This window comes from Acinetobacter sp. AR_0276, from assembly GCF_003000705.1.
GTDB classification, from domain to species: Bacteria; Pseudomonadota; Gammaproteobacteria; order Pseudomonadales; family Moraxellaceae; genus Acinetobacter; species Acinetobacter nosocomialis.
On sequence record NZ_PSQO01000004.1, the window covers coordinates 2,236,668 to 2,257,036 of the forward strand.

Genomic DNA, 20,369 nt, shown 5'->3' on the forward strand with positions numbered 1-20,369 from the left:
TAAAAAAGTCCGCTTGATGCGGGCTTTTTTTATGGCATGATGCAAGTAACACACAAATAGATCGACGTGGTATGCAGATTTATTATTTTTATCGTCATCAAAAGGATGGCTATGTTTTTTTGAGCCGAGAAAAGCACACTGAACATGTTCTGGAATTTTTCTGGATTGATAGTGTGAGATCTGACGTTGTTAACCATAATGAAGAGTGGCAACAAAAAATTCAGCAGCTTTCAGATGTCGCAATTAATGAATTTCATATGCGAGATATTGCCAATATCGAGCACCCCTGTGCCTTTGATACGCTTGAAGAATATGACCTGCTCATTTTTAAAAAGCTTGTTACACCTGATGATGAAATTAAAAATGGAGAAACACACGAGAGTGTGTTTGGCTTAGCTACCACGCCAATTAGTTTTATTTTTACCCCTAAAGTTCTGATTAGTGTACGTGAGCAGGGCAACAAGTCGATTGAAAATTATATTCAGCGTCTTGAAAATATTTTATGTAAAACCTTAGAAGAACAAAATAAAACCCGTAAGTTGCCTAATTCACCTGTAGATTTGTGTTTACGTCTGCTCAATAGCATGGTGGATGGTTATCTTGATATTCGTTCGCCTTTAACCAGAAGGGTCGAGCACTGGCAACAACAACTATTACAGGGCAATCGTCGTTTTAAACAATGGCATCAACTGTTTCATGAAAACATGGCCTTTCAGCAGGTCGAAAACTTGTGTGAAGAACAAATCGAAACCCTACAAGAGTTTCGGGATGAAATTGTAGAAAATTATCATCATGTGATTGGTGAGCGTACGCATAGTTCACAAGATCTTTTATTAGTTCGTTTGAATGATTTAATGAGTCATGTAGAACGTATTCAAAAACATACTTTACGTTTACGGAGTGCGATTCAATCGGCAATAGATTTGCATTTCTCAGCGATTGCAAACCAGACCAATGAAAATATGCGTATTCTTGCCATTATTACCGCTGTATTTGCACCACTTACGCTTTTAACTGGTATTTACGGAATGAACTTTGAGTTTATTCCGGGGCTTAAGTCGCCAGTGGGTTTCTGGATTATGCTCGGTGTTATGTTGCTCAGTACGGTTTTATTGTTGTACTACTTCTATAGACAGCATTTAGTGGGGCGGGGTGAGAAAAGCGTTATTGATTTATTGGCTCAGCAGCACCGCCAAGAGCGTATGAATTTGTTCTGGTTTTTGGAATATGAACCGATTAAGCAGACTTTGAAGGAAGTGGAGAAGATTACTCGGTTGAAGTAATAGGAATTTTCAAAGATCAGTAAAGTTGATTTGTTAATACTGCCTCAAATATATGAATTAATTAGATATTTTTTGTATAGGCATATCCTTACTTTTGACTGGGCAAAAGTAACAAAACCCATTTATTGGACTGACGGTACATCCATGTTACCGCAGTCCAAAAGGCGGCATCCATGCCGCCCATCACGTTAGTTCATACCTACTTTAAAGATTATTTAGAAGAAAAAATCTTAATGGAAATGCTTCAACTGTTTTCTAAGTTGTTGCACTTCATCAATCAAATCTAACATCACCGCAACTGCTGCCAAACTTGCATCAAAGTCACGTTGCAAACGATAGGCTTTACGAGCGCGAATAACATCTTCACCCATAAACTGATGTTTTTCAGGTGGAGTATCAATCGCTAAAATATCGTACTCAATGAGCTCTAGAATCCAGTCCGGGCTTTGACCACAGGCTTGAGCAAATTGTTGCAGATCAAATGTACATTGTTCATCAACGACTTCAGCACTAAAGGTGTGGCCGTCACATACAATTTCTCGATAATGGATGGTTGTCATGATCTTGCTCCCTAATGAGATGAACGAGGTTCGAATGAAGCAAAGGCTTCTGCCAATTGCTGATAGGCTTCTTTTTCTTTTTCAGAATGCACAGGTGGGAATACAATATTTAAAATTAAATAAAGATGACCTGGCGTTTTATTTGGTATCCCTTTGTCTTTTAAACGTAGCTGTTGTCCCTGTTTTGCATTTTTTGGTAAATTGACATGTAAAGGTCCTGCAGGTGTTTTTACTTCAATACCTTGACCTAATGCGGCCTCCCATGGCGCTACATCTACAGTTAAATATACATCACTGCCTTCTACATGAACACGATTTGTATCTTTATATTGAATCTCGATATAAAGATCGCCGTTGGCACCACCATTAATGCCACTTTGTCCTTGTCCGCTTAGACGAATTTGTTGGCCTTCCTTCATCCCTTTAGGTATTTTCACCTGTAGGGTTTTGCGCTGTACCTCAGGCTCACCATAAACATTCACAGTCGGAATTTGCAAGGTAATCTGTTGTGTTGACCCATGATAGGCAATATCAAGATCGACCTCTATGCTGGCATGTTGATCTTCACCCCGGTAACTACGTTGTTGCCTTTGGTATTGTTGCTGTCCACCACCAAAGCCTGCACCAAAACGACCAAATAAGTCTTCAAAGCCGCTAAAGTCAGCTTGTTCACCGCCGCCTGAGAAGCCTTGACGATAAAAGCGTGCACCATCAAATCCACCTTGAGCTGCACCTTGGCCAAAGCCGTTGAAACCTTGTGGGTGGTCTAACATTTGGTCATATTCAGCCTTTTTTTCGGCATTACTTAAGGTGTCGTAGGCGACGTTAATAGCCTGCATCTTTTCTTCTGCATCTTTTTCTTTGCTGATATCGGGGTGATATTTACGAGCTAATTTGCGATATGCTTTTTTAATTTCATCAGCAGAGGCATCTCGTTTAACCCCTAATTCTTCATAATAATTTTTGGCCATAATGTTTTATCACGATGGTGTTGTTTATTTCATTATGAAACAATTTTTAAGGCTTTCAATGAGCTAGATTGTATAAGAGTTGTTCTCTTACAAAAATGGGAGACTAGGTGGAAGAGACATAAGTCGATTAGGACTATGCCTCTCATTCTTTATATGAAACTTTGATATAAACCGTATAGGGCAATTAATAAAAGCAATAGGCCGCATAAGCCGAGTATTTTAGGATATAAGTGGCTGTTAGAAAGGCGACGGAAGAATACATAAACCAAAGATAGGGTTAAAAAATCTAAAATAATCCATGTCAGTGTAAGAAGGGTCAAACTGAAATTTAGGTTAGGTGAAATAGAGACAAATTGAGGAAAGAAAGCTGAAAAGAAAATAATATCTTTAGGGTTTGAAATACCCACTAAAAAGCCTTTTTTAAAACCACCATTTTGGGCAGAAACGGTTTGTATTGCCTCAGGATGCGGAGCTTGGATGACTTCTTTGAGAATATTAAGTCCTAAATAGCCAATATAGAGACAGCCTAAAATGCGAATAATATTTAAATAGCTTTCATTAATACCGAGTACTCCTTTAAGTACGAGTACCGAAATAAAAATTAAAACCAGTGAGGCGAGATTTGTACCAAAAATGGTTTCCAGTGCTTTTTTATATCCGCCTTTCAGTCCGGCGCTTGCCACCAAAATCATGACTGGGCCAGGGGTCGCAATCATAATAATGACACTGAAAATAAAGAGAAAATAATCAAAATAATTCATGAAATATAAGCATCTTATTTATTGGGTTATAAAGTAAGCTCATATTAACTGATTTAAAATAACATGCTGAAAATTCTCATCAAAAATTATAGATAAATAAAAAGGCGGTTTGACCGCCTTTTTATAAAGTAAGGGATTAACTCAAGTGTTCACCAAACAGACCTAATGCTTCTTCAGCAGTGAATTCATAACGAGTATTACAGAACTGGCAATCCATTTGAATCGGGTTTTGTGCTTCCAATGTTTCATGAACAGCATCAACACCAATTTGAATGAGTGCTTTAGCACAGCGCTCTTTAGAGCAAGTACAGCCAAATTTTAAATGTTCAACTTCTGGCAAGCGTACTTCTTCTTCATTATAAAGACGATACAAAATTTCATTCGCTGAAAGCTCAGTTAGTTCTTCAGGCTTGAGCGTTTCAGTCAGCATAGTTAAACGTGGCCATAAATCTTCATCAACCAGTTTTTGCTCTTCCTCATCATGACGAGGTAATAACTGAATGAGTAGACCACCAGAGCGTTTAGCTGTACTTGCCAATACAATACGAGTTGGAATTTGAGCAGATAAATCATAATACTGCATCAAACAGCCCGCTAAGTTTGTTTGGTCAAGAGGTACGATCCCTTGATAACGCTCACCATGCTCAGGTTCGATGTTAATAAATAAAATTGGATTAACTAAAGCGCCAAGGACTGTACTGCTGTCAGTTGCTTCAACAAAACGAGGATCTGTTTCGTAGTCTGCTAAAGCACGAACTTCACCTAAGTGATTACATTCAGCCATGGCCCATTTGAAAGAGCCGCTAGCCTGGATTTGCAAGCTGATACGGCCTTTGATTTTTAAAGTACTTGCAAGTAATGCAGTCGCGCTCAACATCTCGCCTAATAGAATCTTAACCGCAGGCATGTAGTCGCGTTGAGCTAAAATAGTTTGTAATGCTTCTTCCAGATGAACTACTTCACCGCGAACAGGAAAGTCCTCTATATAAAAGCGTTGGCGTAAATCAGACATAATATTCTCCAGGGCCCTAAGCAGATTATAACAACTTCGGTTTAATCAAGCTTAGGGAATGCAGCGTGGCTGCAAGCAGGACATCGGTAACTCTTGTACCGATTGTCGCAATCATTTAGGCAATGTGAATAAGTCCTTAATATAGCCATTTTGCGAAATCTCAAGTTATTCTTCGTGATCTCGTGTAATGTCGATACGATTTGGTTGTAAATGACGCTTTAAATTCACGTCATGTCTTGATGTGGCTTGCTGTGCATCGCTTTCAAAGAGATGTTCAAGTTCAGCCAGCGCATTACGATGAGTTTCAAAAACCTTTTGTTCATCGGTATAAATGCTTTGCTGCTGAATGAGTAATTTCTCATCATAATCTCGAAAGATTTCGATATTGTTATAGGCTTGTTCATCTGAAATACCAAGTTCGCGTAAAGCGCGATAAGCCATACCTAACGATGATAAATAGGTTTCACGCCAAATATGTTCAACACCTAAGTCTCTTAATAGATGTACATGGTGTCTGTCACGTGCACGTGCTAGTAACTTTATGTGGGGATAGTTCAATCTTAGATGCCGCGCAACGTTCATAGAGTCTTCGACATCGTCTATTGCGAGAATAAATACTTGGGCTTTTTCGATGCCTGCCGAGCGAAGTAAGTCAGGTTGGGTGACATCTCCATAGTAGAGTTTACCGCCGTATCGACGCACAAAGTCCACTTGGTGAAGGTTGTTGTCGATGGCAGTAAAGCCTAAGTGCTGCAAACGGGCAATACGCGCAATAATTTGTCCAAAGCGACCAAACCCAGCAATGATAATTGGATTATCTTGTTGCGGAATTTCATCATATTCAGGTGGGCGTTCTTTATTAAGCAAAGGAATGATTTTAGTTGCCATAATCCAGTAAATGACTGGGGTAAGGACCATCGACAACGTCACAATCAGGGTAACAGGTTCTAATAAAGCATCAGTCAAAACTTTTTCACTTTTAGCAAGGCTTAAAATGACAAATGCAAATTCACCACCTTGCGCTAAACATGTTCCAAGCAGCAGGCTATTGTTCCAACTATATTTTTTATAGCGGGCAATAGCGGTCAACACGAGGGTTTTTATAACGAGTAAGCCAATCGCTCCGCCAATAATGAGCCAAGGCATTTCAATAAATAAAGACAGTTGTGTGGTCATGCCCACAGTCATAAAGAACAAACCAAGTAATAGCCCTTTAAACGGAGCAATACTTGCTTCAAGTTCATGACGAAATTCTGAGTCGGCTAAAAGTACCCCAGTGAGAAAAGCGCCTAGTGTCGTGCTAATTCCTAAAGTGTCCATAAGTAGCACAACAGCAAGAATAATAAATAACCCTACAGCCGTAATCAGTTCGGTCGCACCACTTTTTGCGACAAAACGAAAAAATGGACGCATCACATAACGACTAAATAGGAATAGTCCACTAAATGTTGCGATGATGGCAGCAAAATAAGCAATACCATGATGGGTAGATTCTGTTCCTGCCAAGAGGGGAATGACTGCTAGTAAAGGTATTGCTGCAATATCTTGGAACAGTAAAATTGAAAATGATTGTTGGCCATAAGTCGTATTGAGCTGTTGTTTTTCAGACAGAAGCTGTAATACAAAAGCCGTAGAAGATAGCGCAAGCGCAAAACCAATCACAAAGCTCGCAGCGAGGTGTTGTTGAAATAGCAGGAATATGGTGAGCATGAGAATTATGCCCGTAATCACCACTTGCAAACTTCCCATCACGAAAATAGAGTCACGCATTTCCCATAAGCGCTGTGGACGTAACTCTAAGCCAATCAGGAACATAAGTAAGATGACCCCAAACTCAGCCAATTCCATAATGGCTTCAGGGTCATGGGCAATATTTAAAACACTTGGGCCAAGAAGTATGCCCGTAAATAAATAACCTAAAACTGTTGCAATCCCCAAGCGTTTACCCAAAGGGACTAAAATCAGAGAAGCTCCAAGAAAAATAGTTGCTTGCAGTAGGAATGACATTCATTACCCCGAATGTATTGATCTTTTTAAGTGTAAAGCCAAAAAGGTTTCTTCACACCATGATATTCAAATCATCTAACTAAATTCTTGCGGGTCAACATCAATAGAGAGTCGGAGTTGATGCTGTCTTGGTGCATGAACCAACTGAGCCCACCATTGTCTTAAATAAAAATGCAGACGAGCGCGGTCAGCAGACAAAATCACCATATGTGCGCGGTAACGTCCCGCTTTACGTTCCATTGGTGCTGGAATTGGTCCCCAGATATCAACAATATCGCCTGCAATTTGGCGAAGTTGCTCGGCAGCTTCATTTAAAAAATGCAAGGTATAATCGCGATCTTTCGATTCAGCGCGTATAAGTACGGCATAGCGATAAGGCGGCAGTAATGCAACTTTACGTTCAGCCAATGTTTGCTTTGCGACTGCCCGATAATCTTTTTCAATAAGCGTGGTTAATAAAGGGTGATCTGGCCTTAAAGTCTGTAAATAAACATGGCCTTTATGTTCTCCACGACCTGCACGACCAGCCACTTGTACAATCAATTGAGCAGTACGCTCTGGCGCTCGAATATCGACACTCAATAAACCTGCATCAATATCTAAAATAGCAACCAAGGTCACATGCGGAAAATGGTGACCTTTTGCCAACATTTGCGTACCGAGCAAAATCGAAGGTTTATTTTGCTGAATGCGATCATAAATTTTTTGCCAGCTACCGACTCGGCTGGTGCTGTCACGATCGACCCGAATCACATCATGATCTGGAAATAATTCTTGTAAATGCTCTTCAACCTTGGCTGTGCCAGCACCTAAAGTTTTTAAACTCTTTTGCTGACATTCAGGGCAGTGGTCTGGCAAGCGATGAACCGTGCCGCAGTGGTGACAATGTAAATAAGAATAAGGCTGAGTGTGCAACGTAAAATGCGCATCACAATGCGGACAATTCGCTTGCCAACCACAACTTTCACAGACCAGAACAGGTGCATAACCACGTCGGTTTAAAAAAATTAAAACCTGTTCTTTTCTTGCTAGGGTATTTTTAATTTGCTCGATTAAAGGCTGGCTAATTCCATGCTGTTTTTTGACAATTTTAAGATCAATCAAATGCATTTTTGGTAAAAGCGCATGGCCTGCACGTTGGTTCAGCTGAAGTGCAGTTAACTTGCCAGTTTCGACTAAGTGATAGCTATCAATGCTTGGGGTTGCCGAACCTAAAAGAACAGGACAGCCTTGTAAATGTCCGCGGTAAAGCGCGACATCACGCGCATGGTAACGAAAGCCTTCTTGCTGTTTATAAGACAGGTCGTGTTCTTCATCTAAAATGATAAGGCCCAAACGTGGCAGTGGTGTATAAATGGCTGAACGCGTCCCTAAAATAATAGAGGCCTTTCCAGTCTGTGCCTGTTGCCATGCTTGTAAGCGTTTAGAGTCATTTAAGCCGGAATGTAATAAAGCAATGTCGCAGTTAAAACGAGACTTAAAGCGCGAAATGGTTTGAGGGGTCAAACCAATTTCAGGAACTAACACCAATACTTGCTTACCTTGCTTTAGCACTTCATGCATGATGTGCAGGTAAACTTCAGTTTTACCACTTCCCGTTAAACCATCTAACAAAAACGCTTGATATTGATGCTGTGTATTAATGACGTGCTGAGTGGCTTTCTTTTGGTCATCATTTAGCGTGAGTGGCATTTGCGCCAATTGTACGGGTGCTGGGCTAAAGTCATGAGGCTCAAGCGTACAGTCTACCAGTCCTTTCTTTTGAAGTGCTTTAAGTGTCGCAGTTTCTACACCACTCAAATTAAGAATATTTTCTGTAGTTCCAGCAGGGTGTAATTTTAAAATTTGATAAGCGTCTTGTTGTTTGATTGAGCGTTTTAGCAGAGCTTCAACATTGTCACATGGAATGATTTTCCATAGATGAAATAAAACATCCATCGGTTTACCCTGACGTAATAACGCAGGTAAAGCAGTTTGCATGACCTCACCAATCGGAAATTGGTAATATTGTGCCGACCATGTCAATAAATTTAAAACTTGTTCATCTAAAATAGGCTCATCATCTAAAAGTTCAGAAATGGCTTTAAGCTGAAAGTTACCTGTAAATGATTCTTGTGGGTCAACTTTTTCAGTAATGATACCAATCAGGTTTTGCCGTCCAAATGAAATTGCGACGCGTGAACCTACTTGAGCCCGTTCATATTGTGCTTTGGTGAGTGTATAGTCAAAAGTGTCGTACAGATGCACAGGTACGGCAACACGCACACGATAAACAACTGAATCAGGCTTTGGCGTTATGGTCATAGAGGCTCATTTCGTCAATTTTAAAAAACGGCATAGCGTCGTGAAGAGGACTTGGGTATTCTACACAGGCTATAGAATGAATATGAATGATTGCGTAGCATAGATGCAACAGCAGCGACTATTATTTTTGGAAAATTAGAACATTACCATGCCTGCATATCAATTTACTGCTATTGATGCTTCAGGGAAGCAGCAAAAGGGGGTGCTTGAAGGAGACTCAGCACGTCAGATTCGCCAACAATTACGCGATAAAGCATGGACTCCGATTAGCGTTGACCCTGTTGAACAAAAAGATAAGCATCAAAGCCACGGGTTATTCCAGAAAAAGTTTAGTGCTTATGATTTGGCTCTGATGACCAGACAACTCTCCGTTTTGGTTGCTGCTGCAATTCCTCTAGAAGAAGCTTTACGCGCCGTGAGCAGACAAAGTGAAAAAGCACATGTGCAAAATCTTTTACTCTCGGTTCGTTCAAGAGTATTAGAAGGGCATTCACTTGCGCAAGGCATGCAACAGTCAGGTCGTTTTCCTGACCTTTATATTGCAACGGTTGCAGCAGGTGAGCGTTCAGGTCATTTAGATCTCATTTTAGATCAGCTATCAGACTACACTGAGAACCGTTTTGCCATGCAAAAGAAAGTTCAAGGTGCCATGATTTACCCAATCATTTTAATGCTGATGTCATTTGGTATTGTGATGGGATTAATGACCTATGTGGTTCCAGAGATTGTAAAAACCTTCGATCAAAGCAAAGATGCCTTACCATGGATTACAGTCGCTTTAATGAAAGCGAGTGATTTTATTCGCCATGCGTGGGTTTTTATCATCCTTTTTGCTGTTATAGGCATTGTTGCATTTGTACGGTTTTTAAAAACAACGGCTGGTCATTATGCTTTTGATCGCTTAACACTCAAATTGCCATTATTCGGTAAACTGTCTCGTGGTATTAATGCTGCACGCTTTGCCAGTACTTTATCTATTTTGACTCGTTCGGGTGTGCCGTTGGTGGATGCTCTAAAAATTGGTGCTGCTGTGACCAATAACTGGGTCATCCGTGACTCTATTGCCCATGCTGCTGAGCGTGTTACCGAAGGTGGTAACTTGGGTACGCAATTGGAGCGCAGTGGTTATTTCCCACCAATGATGGTACAAATGATTCGAAGTGGTGAGGCATCAGGTGAGCTTGACCGTATGCTGGAACGTGCATCAACTATGCAAGACCGTGAGGTGACGACATTTATTTCAACCTTATTGGCATTACTTGAACCGCTTATGCTGGTATTAATGGCAAGCATTGTGTTGGTTATAGTAATTGCGGTTATGCTGCCAATCGTAAATATGAACAATATGATTTAATAACTTTGATATTAGAGATAATGATGAAGATGGTCATGAAACAAAAAGAGCACGTTAAGGATGCTCAAAAAACCTCAAGCGTAGCTTTCAGACTTGTGGCACGTTCGAGCGGTGCTCGAATGAAACGTGCCTCAGGCTTTACCCTTATTGAAGTCATGGTCGTGATTGTTATTTTAGGTGTGTTGGCGGCTTTAATTGTGCCGAACGTCATGGGTCGTAGTGAAAAAGCTAAAATCGATACCACTCAAATTACGTTGAAGGGGGTAGCGGGTGCTTTAGATCAGTACAAGCTCGATAACGGACATTTCCCAACTATGCAAGAAGGCGGACTAGATGCACTTATTAATCAACCTGCTACAGCAAAAAACTGGATGCCAGGTGGTTATGTGAAAGGTGGTTATCCTAAAGACAGTTGGAAAAATGATATTCAATATGTCATTCCAGGAAAAGACGGTCATCCTTTTGACTTATATTCATTTGGTGCAGACGGTAAAGAAGGTGGTGAAGGCAACGATGCCGATATTTACTACCAACCTTAATTAAAATGTAAGAGAGATTATCGATTCGGTTAATAAGATAAAACGATAATCCGAATTGATAATCTTTCTTAATCACAAAAATATAATAACTAATTGAAAATAAGGTAAAAAAGTTAATATCTAATTTTGAGATTTAAAATAAGAATTATTCCCATATTTAATAGTTACAAGAAAGTTAAAATATGAGAGAAAATAAGCTATATATTTAAATAAAAGCTTTGCATAATAAATAAAAACCACTTTATAAAACTATGGGAGAGATTAAATGAAAGCATTTCTCGTACTTGATGAACTGAATCAGTTTCATTGGGCGATGCTTAAGTCTGTCCTATTGATTTTAGCATTATTACCAATTTCTGAAGTTTCATTAAAACTATGGCTGAGTACAGAAGGTAGCAGCCAAATCATGATTGGTTTCTTCGCATTAAGTATTGTCAGTGCATGGTTAATGGTGAGCTTTTTCACTGCATTAAAAGCAAGCATATGGCAAGCGAAACAAATATCATCTAAATATGAGCAATTAGTTTTTAAAGCTTATCGCTATGTACCAATGGTTTTTTTATCAAGTCTAGTTGCTTATTTATCTTTGCAGTTATCTAGCGCTTTTTAATACTGATAGCTAACTTCATTTTTGAAAAAGACGTAGATATTAAATCTACGTCTTTTTTGTTTAAGCAGGCTGTACCAATAGTGTCGTGATTTTACGGACGATCGGTAAGACTAAAAGTAATGTTGGAAAAGCGATTATCCAAGAAATTGCCCATGCCGACATCCATACATATAGGGAAAATTCTTCTAATCCCAAACTTCGTAATGTACTAATCATTGAAACCACAAAAGTCATAATGATCGATAAAAGAAAGGGTAAAACGATAGAGGTATAGCGATTTGGAAGTTTTCTAAAACTAGATAAAGATTTTGAGTTTTTCATTTTAACTCCGTAAACCAACAAACGCCCGTGCCATTCAAAATATAAAAATATTTTGAATAAATAGCTCCAAGCATTGTTGGAGGTATGTTGGCACATTGATTGACGTAAACGTTTACGGCTTTTGAGTCAGCAGATTTAATTTAACATGAATTTTGAGAGCTGAAAATAAAAAGAGGGTGTTTCTTTATTTGTACATATTATATGCTTCAAATCAGATATTTAAGAATATGAGAAAAGTAAATGGAACAAATCGAGTGGAATGATTTTTTAAAAGTAGAGCTTCGTGTAGGTAAAATTATTCAAGCTGAGGTTTTTGAAAAGGCGCGTAAACCTGCTTATATTCTGCATGTAGATTTTGGTGAAGAATTGGGTGTACGTAAATCGAGTGCCCAGATTACTAAACTTTATCAACCGCAGGACTTGATTGATAAATTAGTGGTTGCTGTCGTGAATTTCCCTAAAAAACAAATTGGTCCTATTCAGTCAGAATGTTTAGTGACAGGGTTTCATAACGCAGATGGGGATGTTGCACTTTGTATCCCAGAGTTTGAAGTTCCTCTGGGTACAAAGCTATTATAACTTAGCGACGTGATTTATAAGACACATCAACTTTACGTGGACGATAGATCCAACCTAAAACCAACAGTAATACTGCAAATCCTAAAATTGGATAATCACCTAAACGGTTATAGAGAGTTTGGCCTTGCATAGCCGGTAAATCACCTCTCAAGACAAACTCTTTATCAATCGGTGCTTGTTCAGTGATATGACCATTTTGATCAATAAATGCTGTTACACCTGTGTTGGTTGCACGAATAAACCAGCGACCATTTTCTTTCGCGCGCATTTGTACCATTTGTAAATGTTGCCATGGGCCAGCAGTACCTGTAAACCAAGCATCATTAGATACAGTCACCAAGAAGTCGCTATCTTCTGCATTACGTCGTGTTAGGTTCGGGTAAGCCACTTCATAACAAATTGCAGCAGCAAGCGCATGCCCTTTAATTAAGAGTGGTTTCTGGTTGCTCTCACCACGTGTAAATCCGCTCATGCTAATATCATTTTGCATGGCTGGTAATACCCAAGAGAGTAAACCTGAAAGCGGAATATATTCACCAAACGGCACAAGACGCTGCTTTTTATAAAGGCCGCTTGAATCGCTACCAGAAGCCATAATACTGTTGTAATACAGAGGACTGCCGACTTGATGTGATTTTGCAACATCCCAATAAGGAATACCGGTTACCCAAGCAGTATGGTTCTTTTTCGCTTGTGCATCCATGGCATCCAAAAACGGTTCAATGTCGGTTTGGAAGAGTGGAATTGAAGACTCAGGCCATACAATGAGGTCACGGCCCCATTCAGATTGAGTTAAACCTGCATAAATTTCTAATGTTCTAACTTGATATTCGGTTAGCCATTTTAAATCTTGTGGGATGTTACCTTGAATAAGCGAAACACTAAGCGGTTTAGCCGCTTTAGGTTGTACAAACTGAATATATGATGCTCCCCATGCACCTAAAACTAATAGGGCAGAAGGAATAACCCAGAAAATACGCTTACGCAGAACTTCAACTAAAGCACACGCCAATACAATTGCCACGAAAGAAATTGCATAAATACCAAATAGCGGTGCATAGCCATCAAGTAAACGTTCGGTAAAAGCGTACCCTACAAATAGCCATGGGAAACCTGTAAACACCCAAGTTTTAGCCCACTCAAAAACAATCCAGAGGGGGGCGAAAGTCAGCGGTGTTTCAGGGAAGAAACGTCGATAAACCCAAGTTTGAAATGCTGTAAATAATCCCATTACAAGGGCCATAACAGCAATCATACATACGCTTAGAAACGCATTGGTATCACCGTATACATGGATAGATGTATAGAGCCAGAAAGCCCCTACAAACCATAAACCAAAACCATAACTCCAACCAATCGCAAATGCTTGTTTGGCTGAGCGTTTATGTAATGTTGCATAGAGTAGGGCAGGAGACAAAATTGCCAACCACCACCAATAATAAGGTGCCAGTGCAAAACTAAACACGGCACCTGAAAATAAAGCAATGAGCAATGGAAAAATTAAAGGAAGCTGTTTTTGTTGTTGCGAAGAAACTAACAGCTTTTCAAAGTATGCTCTCATTGACGTACAGCTCGAATCAGATGAATAGTGCGGGCATCTGCTTCAACAATCGTAAATAACCATTTTCCAAGTTCAACTGTCTGACCTTGTAAATCACTGACTAGACCAATTTCTTGAAGCAATAAACCGCCGACAGTTTCTACTTCATCGTCAGAAAAATCAGCATCTAAAACAGTGTTGAAGTGTTCAATTGGTGTAAGTGCCTGCACCATCCATGCATTCGCTACAGTATGGTCGTTATCTGGAACAATGTACTGCGCATCTTCATCAGCAGTATCATGTTCGTCTTCAATTTCACCAACGATCTCTTCAAGAATATCTTCAAGCGTAACAAGACCAGCCGTAGAGCCATATTCATCAATGACAATTGCGATATGGGTTTGGGTATGTTTGAGCATACGAAGAACTTGATCTGAACGTGCGCTTTCAGGCACAAATAATGGCTGGCGCATAAGCGAGCCAATATCTAATTTGGTATTTGGTTCAGTCAAAAATGGCAGTAAATCTTTTGCCAATAAAATACCGACGACGTTATCGGGTTGGTCAGCTGAGAAAACTGGAAAACGTGAGTGAGCAGACTCAACCAATACGTGAAGAATATCAAGTAACTGATCATCTTCTTGCATACTGATCATTGCTGTTCGTGGCGTCATAACTTCACGAATTTTTGTAGCAGGAAGGTCAAGAACACCTTCAAGCATGGCAACAGTATCAGGTTCTAAAAAACGACGTGAATTTTGGACTAGTTTTAATAATTCATCTCGGGTTTCGGGCGCTGTACCTAACCACTTTCGTAAGCCTCGCATTCCCCACGACGGACTCGGTTCCTCTTGCATGATCTTTCCTAAAGACTCAATGTATCAAATGAATACATTGATCATACCGAAGAAAAGGCCCTTATGCATCTATAAAACAAAGTAAAAGACAAAACACATATTGTTATGTAAACACCAGTTACAGTTCATAAGTCAGTGATCGGTTTATGCTAAAATGTGAAAATTCTATTTGTTCGAGTTTGTTATGTCAGAACAACCTATTTCACCTACTGTACAACTCAATACGCGTGGTTTACGTTGTCCGGAACCTGTCATGATGTTGCATCAAGCCATTCGTAAATCTAAGTCTGGAGATGTGGTTGAGGTCTTCGCAACAGACAATTCGACTTCGTGGGACATTCCTAAATTTTGTATGCATTTAGGTCATGAGTTGCTTTTGCAAGAAGAACGCTTAGATGAAAATGGTCATAAAGAATTTCATTATCTGGTGAAAAAGGGTTAAAGCAAATATCTAAAGCTTTAGCTCCATGTTCTTGAATCTAATAAAAACTAAAACAGTGAATACACTTCATTTCAGGACTTAAAGATGAAAAGTTCTCATCTATGCTTAGGGCTTGCTATTTGTGCCTTATTTAATTCAATCGCATATGCAAAAACCTGTGAAATTCCTATACAAACTATGAGTGTCGCAGGTTTAAAGGTTGGGCAAAATATTCGTGAGTTTCAAAAGCTTCACCCTTCAGTAAAGCAAGTGGTGTTAGGAGGAGATAGTTACCATTTAGAGTTTGCCGATGGGGTTGATGCCCAGATCAAAAAAACAGGCGTGACTTGGATTGATCATATTGCTTACGATCTGGATAGTGAAGTGATTACTTCATTTAGTTTAAGTTTTCTTGATGGCCCTATGGCAAGTTATGAGACGGATTTAGATCTTTTTAAAAGTAGAATTCTCAAAAATTTTAAGGTGCCCCAAAAAGGCTGGGTGCAAAAGAACAATAAATATATTTATCAATGTGATGATTACCGAATTGAGATTCATCAGGACTATGGTGCTGCACATACAGCCATTGGGCCAACAGTTATGGTATTTAGTAAAAAATCGAAGATATTCTAATAAAAAAACTCCCCTCATTTGAGGGGAGTTTTTTTAAGGAATTACATGTTCGGGTAATTCGGACCACCGCCGCCTTCAGGCGTTACCCAAGTAATGTTTTGAGATGGGTCTTTAATATCACAAGTCTTACAGTGAACACAGTTTGCTGCGTTAATCTGGAAGCGTTTAGAACCATCATCATTTTCCATGATTTCATAAACACCAGCAGGGCAGTAGCGCTGAGCAGGCTCATCCCATTTTGGTAAGTTCACATTCACTGGAATTGAAGGATCAGTAAGCTTCAAGTGAGCTGGCTGGTTTTCTTCGTGTACAGTGTTTGAGATAAACACCGAAGACAAACGGTCAAATGTAAGCTTGCCATCTGGTTTTGGATAGTTTGGCTTAAAGCTCGTTGCATCAACAGTTTTCAATGCAGCGAAGTCTTGTTTCAAATCATGCAAAGTGAATGGAACTTTAAAGACGTTCTGGTCGATAAAGTTAAATGCACCACCAATCCATTGACCAAATTTATGCATTGCTGGGCCAAAGTTACGAGAGTTATAAAGCTCTTCTTTTAACCAGCTGTTGTTAAATTTGTCAGTGTATGAAGTTAATTCTTTAACGAATAAATCTTCACCTTCAGTAACACGAGCAATCGCAAGGTCACCGCCTTTTTCTACACCAGCAGCAATCGCTTCAAATACAGCTTCACCACATAACATGCCTGATTTCATGGCAGTGTGTGAGCCTTTGATTTTTGCAAAGTTTAAGAAACCTGCGTCATCACCAATTAAGCAACCACCTGGGAAAGTTAATTTAGGCAATGAGTTGAAGCCGCCTTTCACTACAGCACGTGCGCCGTAAGAAATACGTTTACCACCTTCTAAGTATTGTTTAATGAGTGGATGAGTTTTCCAGCGCTGCATTTCCATAAATGGATACATGTGTGGATTTTCATAAGACAAGTCCACAATCATACCCAAAGTCACTTGGTTGTTTTCAGCGTGATATAACCACCAACCACCAGACGAACCAGTTTCAGATAATGGCCAACCTGCACCGTGCATCACTAAGCCCGGCTTATGTTTTGCTGGGTCAATTTCCCAAAGTTCTTTAATCCCGATACCGTAGTGCTGAGGGTCAGCATCTTTATCAAGATTATATTTTGCAATTAGGCGTTTACCTAAGTGACCACGACAACCTTCAGCAAAGAGGGTGTATTTAGCGTGAAGCTCATAACCCGGAGTAAAGTTATGCGTTGGTTCGCCATCTTTACCAATACCCATGTCGCCAGTTTGAATACCTTTTACAGTACCGTCTTCATGGTAAAGCACTTCAGATGCAGCAAAACCAGGGAAAATAGAAACTTCTAATTCTTCAGCTTTTTGACCTAACCAGCGAACAACGTTACCTAGCGAGATAACATAGTTACCGTCATTGTGCATAGTTTTTGGAACCATCCAGTGAGGTGCTTCTTTAGACGTAGTTTCTGAAAGCAAGAAGAAAGTTTTGTCTTCAGTTACAGGCACGTTAAGAGGCGCACCTTCTTCTTTCCAGTTTGGAAAAAGTTCATTAATAGCACGCGGTTCAAGTACAGCACCAGATAAGATATGCGCACCTACTTCAGAGCCTTTTTCAACTACACAAACTGAAAGATCGGGTAAGTTATTCTCAATCGCTAATTGACGGATCTTAATCGCAGCAGATAGACCTGCAGGTCCTGCACCTACGATGACAACGTCAAACTCCATCGATTCGCGTTCGATGTGTTCCATGTAGGACTCCTCAATACTTAAAGGTGGCAACCGTAATGTCAGATCATCCGGTGCTGCCGTGAGTTTTAATCCATAGGCGCAAATATGCTATTGTGCCTTTTATCGTTTTGGCTAGTATAGTTTTAAACCATGATCTAGCCAATTGGCTGAGTCGTCATATTTTCTCGTCAGCAAGGCATAAACTATGGTAAATCAAAATAATTCCCCATCGGATATGGGAAAAATACCGTTATCTGATGATAAAAACTTAATGAACATTGCACAATACTTAAAAGGTGTACAGCAAAGTCACAAAAGGTCAATCCCACCTTTAGAGCAATGGCATCCAAAGCATTGCGGTAAAATGGATTTAACGGTTAAAGCCAATGGAGAATGGTGGCACGAAGGTCAATTAATCAAGCGCCAAGCCCTATTGGATTTGTTTACCAAAGTCCTATGGAAAGAAGAGGGTAAATTCTACCTGAAAACCCCTGTAGAACAAATTGAAATCGAAGTTGAAGATGAACCTTTATTGGTCAATCAGGTCGATCAGGTTGAAATTTCAGGTGATCAGTTTTTGCAACTGACTACCACCAATCAAGATGTGATTTTAGTTGATGCAGAACACCCGATTTTTATGCGCGAATATGCAGGAGAATTACGCCCATACGTGCATGTCCGATTTGGTATTAATGCGCTTATTCAACGTCAGGCTTTCTATCATCTCGTGAACTATGGAACATTGGTCGAAAATGATAAAGGCGAAACCATTTTGCAGTTAAAAAGTGGTAATTTGCACTTGCAATTAGGCACTTGAGGTTTAAGCTTTATAGAGTGAAATTTTCTGACACTCTCTAGTACTGCCATGACAGCCATACAGCCTTTATTTACCGAATTAGAATCTATGCCTAAAGCATCGGCAGATGCCCCAATTGGTATTTTTGATTCAGGTATTGGAGGTATGTCAGTTGCAGCAGAAATTGCCAGATATTTGCCAAACGAACATATTGTGTATTATGCCGATACAGCCTATGTTCCTTATGGCCCTCGTTCTGATGAAGAAATTAGAGAGCTTACCGCTCGCGCTGTCGACTGGTTATACCGCCAAGGTTGTAAAATTGCAGTCGTGGCATGTAATACTGCCTCAGCATTTAGTCTTGACCATTTACGTGAACATTATGGCGAGCACTTTCCCATTGTTGGTTTAGTACCGGCATTAAAACCTGCCGTATTACAAACCCGTTCTAAAGTAGTTGCAGTGTTGGCAACGCCTGCTACTTTTCGTGGGCAACTCATTAAAGATGTTGTGGAAAAATTTGCTGTTCCAGCGGGTGTTAAAGTCATGACTTTAACCAATCTGGAGCTTGTTCCTTGTGTAGAAGCAGGACAGCAAATGAGTCCTGTTTGTTTAAATGCATTAAAAGAGGTTTTACAGCCTGCAGCCGATCAAGGGGCTGACTATTTAGTACTCGGTTGTACACATTATCCGTTCTTAAATGAAGCAATTCATCATCTTTTTGATAACCAATTCACACTGGTTGATTCGGGATTAGCAGTTGCCCGACAAACAGCCCGTATTTTAATAAAAAATGAGTTATTATGTGACCAAATACGTCAGAATGTTGCACGTATTGAATGTTATGTAAGTGGTAATAATGCCGAAGCATTGCAACCTGTTTTACAGAATATGATTCCACAAGAATTGACATGGACGCTACACAATCTGAGTTGAGCTCTGTTGTAGGCATTCAGAAGAAAGCGTTTTTTTATATTTATTTTTCTTATTTGGGGCGGTTCATAATCTTGGCTTATTTGGGCCATATTAAGATTATGGGGCGATAAGGGTATTGTTATGCTCGATACACGCTATCAGATTTTTATTTCAACATCAGGTCGCGAGATGCAACCTGAACGTATGGTTCTCTCTCAAACTTTAGTCAGTATGGGTTTTTTTGCTTGGGGTTTAGAGTATAGAAGTCCTTTAACTACAACACTTGCCCGTCGGCAAATTGATGAATCGGATTATGTTGTTTTGTTGCTAGGTAGCCAGTATGGTGAACAATCTATTTCTGGTGCTAGTTACTTTGCTCTAGAGTATGAATACGCTTTAAGTCGAGCTAAACCGATTGTTGTATTTATGCATGAACAGCCGGAAAGCCGCGAGATGCATTTACAAGAGGCTCATCCACAGCTTAAAGAAAAATTTCTCGCATTTAGAAAAAAACTATTACATGAAGCTCACCACATATTTTACTTTAAAAGCCCTCGTGACTTAGAGTTAGCGGTCCGTTTAAATATGCCTCTAATAGTTGAACAGCATGTGGGGCAAGGCTGGGTACCTGCACACCAAGCACATCAATTAGAAGATGAAATTAATCGATTAAAAAGTAAAATTTCACAATTAGAGCAACAGTTAGTAGAGTCATCAACTCAAACCAATGAAGTGGCTCCACATGATGTTTTTGCGTTTGAATATCAGATTCAAGCTTTTCAAGATGGCAACTTTAGAGAGCTTAAGCGTCAGAGACAAATGACTTGGTCACAGCTCTTAAGTATATTGGCTAAACATTTTGAGACAGCCATGCCAGAAGAAAACTTTGGAACTTGTCTCAATGAATATCTCAATCATGCAGGACTAGAGGATGCCCGTCAGGAGCTGCCAAGAGCACATGCGGTGGCTGGCGCACAGATTAATCACAAGGCACTATTCCGTATTAAAAATCAGATGCAATCACAGGGTTGGATTGTTCCAACCAAGATTGATCAGCAGCATAGTTTATGGAAGGTGACGACAAAAGCGCAAAAGCTCTTGCTGAGTTATAAATGGAACCATCGGGTGACTCGATTAAAAGCTTAGAGCAATTCAATTTAGATATGACCATGA

Annotated in this window: 20 protein-coding genes; 10 read left to right on the forward strand and 10 right to left on the reverse strand. The window is 39.8% G+C overall.

Annotated elements, in window-relative coordinates; genetic code table 11:
• Positions 1-71 precede the first annotated feature (71 nt).
• Complete coding sequence (locus CSB87_RS11505; protein WP_006580964.1) at positions 72-1,283, forward strand: magnesium transporter CorA family protein; 1,212 nt, start codon at positions 72-74, stop codon at positions 1,281-1,283.
• A 230-nt stretch (positions 1,284-1,513) separates the two neighbouring features.
• Here the strand turns inward: CSB87_RS11505 and CSB87_RS11510 are convergent, their stop codons facing one another.
• The 6 genes from CSB87_RS11510 to CSB87_RS11535 all read right to left on the reverse strand — a co-directional run bounded on the left by CSB87_RS11510 (position 1,514) and on the right by CSB87_RS11535 (position 8,898).
• Positions 1,514-1,843 (reverse strand): chaperone modulator CbpM, encoded by a 330-nt coding sequence (locus CSB87_RS11510; RefSeq protein WP_000207458.1) that lies wholly within the window; start codon positions 1,841-1,843, stop codon positions 1,514-1,516.
• Between the two features lie 11 nt (positions 1,844-1,854).
• Positions 1,855-2,814 (reverse strand): DnaJ C-terminal domain-containing protein, encoded by a 960-nt coding sequence (locus tag CSB87_RS11515; protein WP_006580965.1) that lies wholly within the window; start codon positions 2,812-2,814, stop codon positions 1,855-1,857.
• A gap of 149 nt (positions 2,815-2,963) precedes the next feature.
• A complete protein-coding gene (locus CSB87_RS11520) occupies positions 2,964-3,575 on the reverse strand; it encodes a LysE family translocator (RefSeq protein WP_006580966.1) in 612 nt (203 codons plus the stop codon).
• A gap of 136 nt (positions 3,576-3,711) precedes the next feature.
• Complete coding sequence (locus CSB87_RS11525; RefSeq protein WP_004710781.1) at positions 3,712-4,587, reverse strand: Hsp33 family molecular chaperone HslO; 876 nt, start codon at positions 4,585-4,587, stop codon at positions 3,712-3,714.
• Between the two features lie 165 nt (positions 4,588-4,752).
• The gene (locus CSB87_RS11530; protein ID WP_006580967.1) at positions 4,753-6,594 is read right to left on the reverse strand and encodes a monovalent cation:proton antiporter-2 (CPA2) family protein; all 1,842 of its coding nucleotides are present in this window, start codon (positions 6,592-6,594) and stop codon (positions 4,753-4,755) included.
• Positions 6,595-6,669: 75 nt separating this feature from the next.
• A complete protein-coding gene (locus CSB87_RS11535; RefSeq protein ID WP_006580968.1) occupies positions 6,670-8,898 on the reverse strand; it encodes a primosomal protein N' in 2,229 nt (742 codons plus the stop codon).
• A 148-nt stretch (positions 8,899-9,046) separates the two neighbouring features.
• On the opposite strand from CSB87_RS11535, the gene gspF reads away from it, so the two are divergent.
• The 3 genes from gspF (at position 9,047) to CSB87_RS11550 (ending at position 11,401) form a co-directional block, all read left to right on the forward strand.
• The gene (gspF, locus tag CSB87_RS11540; RefSeq protein WP_006582259.1) at positions 9,047-10,252 is read left to right on the forward strand and encodes a type II secretion system inner membrane protein GspF; all 1,206 of its coding nucleotides are present in this window, start codon (positions 9,047-9,049) and stop codon (positions 10,250-10,252) included.
• A 23-nt stretch (positions 10,253-10,275) separates the two neighbouring features.
• Positions 10,276-10,791 (forward strand): type II secretion system major pseudopilin GspG, encoded by a 516-nt coding sequence (gene gspG, locus CSB87_RS11545; RefSeq protein WP_006582258.1) that lies wholly within the window; start codon positions 10,276-10,278, stop codon positions 10,789-10,791.
• Positions 10,792-11,056: 265 nt separating this feature from the next.
• Positions 11,057-11,401, forward strand: coding sequence for a hypothetical protein (locus CSB87_RS11550; RefSeq protein ID WP_006582257.1), 345 nt, complete (start codon positions 11,057-11,059; stop codon positions 11,399-11,401).
• 60 nt (positions 11,402-11,461) lie between these two features.
• Here the strand turns inward: CSB87_RS11550 and CSB87_RS11555 are convergent, their stop codons facing one another.
• Positions 11,462-11,722, reverse strand: coding sequence for a DUF2798 domain-containing protein (locus tag CSB87_RS11555; RefSeq protein WP_004710772.1), 261 nt, complete (start codon positions 11,720-11,722; stop codon positions 11,462-11,464).
• A gap of 240 nt (positions 11,723-11,962) precedes the next feature.
• Between CSB87_RS11555 and CSB87_RS11560 the strand changes: the two genes are divergently transcribed.
• Positions 11,963-12,301 carry a tRNA-binding protein gene (locus CSB87_RS11560; RefSeq protein ID WP_002156976.1) on the forward strand — a complete coding sequence of 113 codons (339 nt, stop codon included), beginning with the start codon at positions 11,963-11,965 and terminating at the stop codon, positions 12,299-12,301.
• A gap of 1 nt (position 12,302) precedes the next feature.
• Here CSB87_RS11560 and lnt read toward each other — a convergent pair whose 3' ends face one another.
• On the reverse strand, positions 12,303-13,862 hold the full coding sequence (lnt, locus tag CSB87_RS11565; protein ID WP_006582256.1) for an apolipoprotein N-acyltransferase: 1,560 nt from the start codon (positions 13,860-13,862) through the stop codon (positions 12,303-12,305).
• A complete protein-coding gene (locus CSB87_RS11570) occupies positions 13,859-14,698 on the reverse strand; it encodes an HlyC/CorC family transporter (RefSeq protein ID WP_002156911.1) in 840 nt (279 codons plus the stop codon). Before CSB87_RS11570 ends, lnt begins: the two co-directional genes overlap by 4 nt.
• 184 nt (positions 14,699-14,882) lie before the next feature.
• Here CSB87_RS11570 and tusA point away from each other — a divergent pair, with 184 nt between their 5' ends.
• A complete protein-coding gene (tusA, locus tag CSB87_RS11575; RefSeq protein ID WP_002053527.1) occupies positions 14,883-15,140 on the forward strand; it encodes a sulfurtransferase TusA in 258 nt (85 codons plus the stop codon).
• A gap of 84 nt (positions 15,141-15,224) precedes the next feature.
• Positions 15,225-15,752 carry a hypothetical protein gene (locus tag CSB87_RS11580; protein ID WP_023188510.1) on the forward strand — a complete coding sequence of 176 codons (528 nt, stop codon included), beginning with the start codon at positions 15,225-15,227 and terminating at the stop codon, positions 15,750-15,752.
• A 41-nt stretch (positions 15,753-15,793) separates the two neighbouring features.
• Here CSB87_RS11580 and CSB87_RS11585 read toward each other — a convergent pair whose 3' ends face one another.
• On the reverse strand, positions 15,794-17,506 hold the full coding sequence (locus CSB87_RS11585) for an electron transfer flavoprotein-ubiquinone oxidoreductase (RefSeq protein WP_002053275.1): 1,713 nt from the start codon (positions 17,504-17,506) through the stop codon (positions 15,794-15,796).
• A gap of 184 nt (positions 17,507-17,690) precedes the next feature.
• On the opposite strand from CSB87_RS11585, the gene CSB87_RS11590 reads away from it, so the two are divergent.
• The 3 genes from CSB87_RS11590 (at position 17,691) to CSB87_RS11600 (ending at position 20,342) form a co-directional block, all read left to right on the forward strand.
• A complete protein-coding gene (locus tag CSB87_RS11590) occupies positions 17,691-18,302 on the forward strand; it encodes a DUF1285 domain-containing protein (RefSeq protein ID WP_002053462.1) in 612 nt (203 codons plus the stop codon).
• Positions 18,303-18,350: 48 nt separating this feature from the next.
• Positions 18,351-19,217, forward strand: coding sequence for a glutamate racemase (gene murI / locus CSB87_RS11595; protein ID WP_000125351.1), 867 nt, complete (start codon positions 18,351-18,353; stop codon positions 19,215-19,217).
• Positions 19,218-19,337: 120 nt separating this feature from the next.
• Entirely contained in the window at positions 19,338-20,342 is a 1,005-nt protein-coding gene (locus CSB87_RS11600; RefSeq protein WP_006582254.1) for a DUF4062 domain-containing protein, read from the forward strand.
• Positions 20,343-20,369 lie beyond the last annotated feature (27 nt).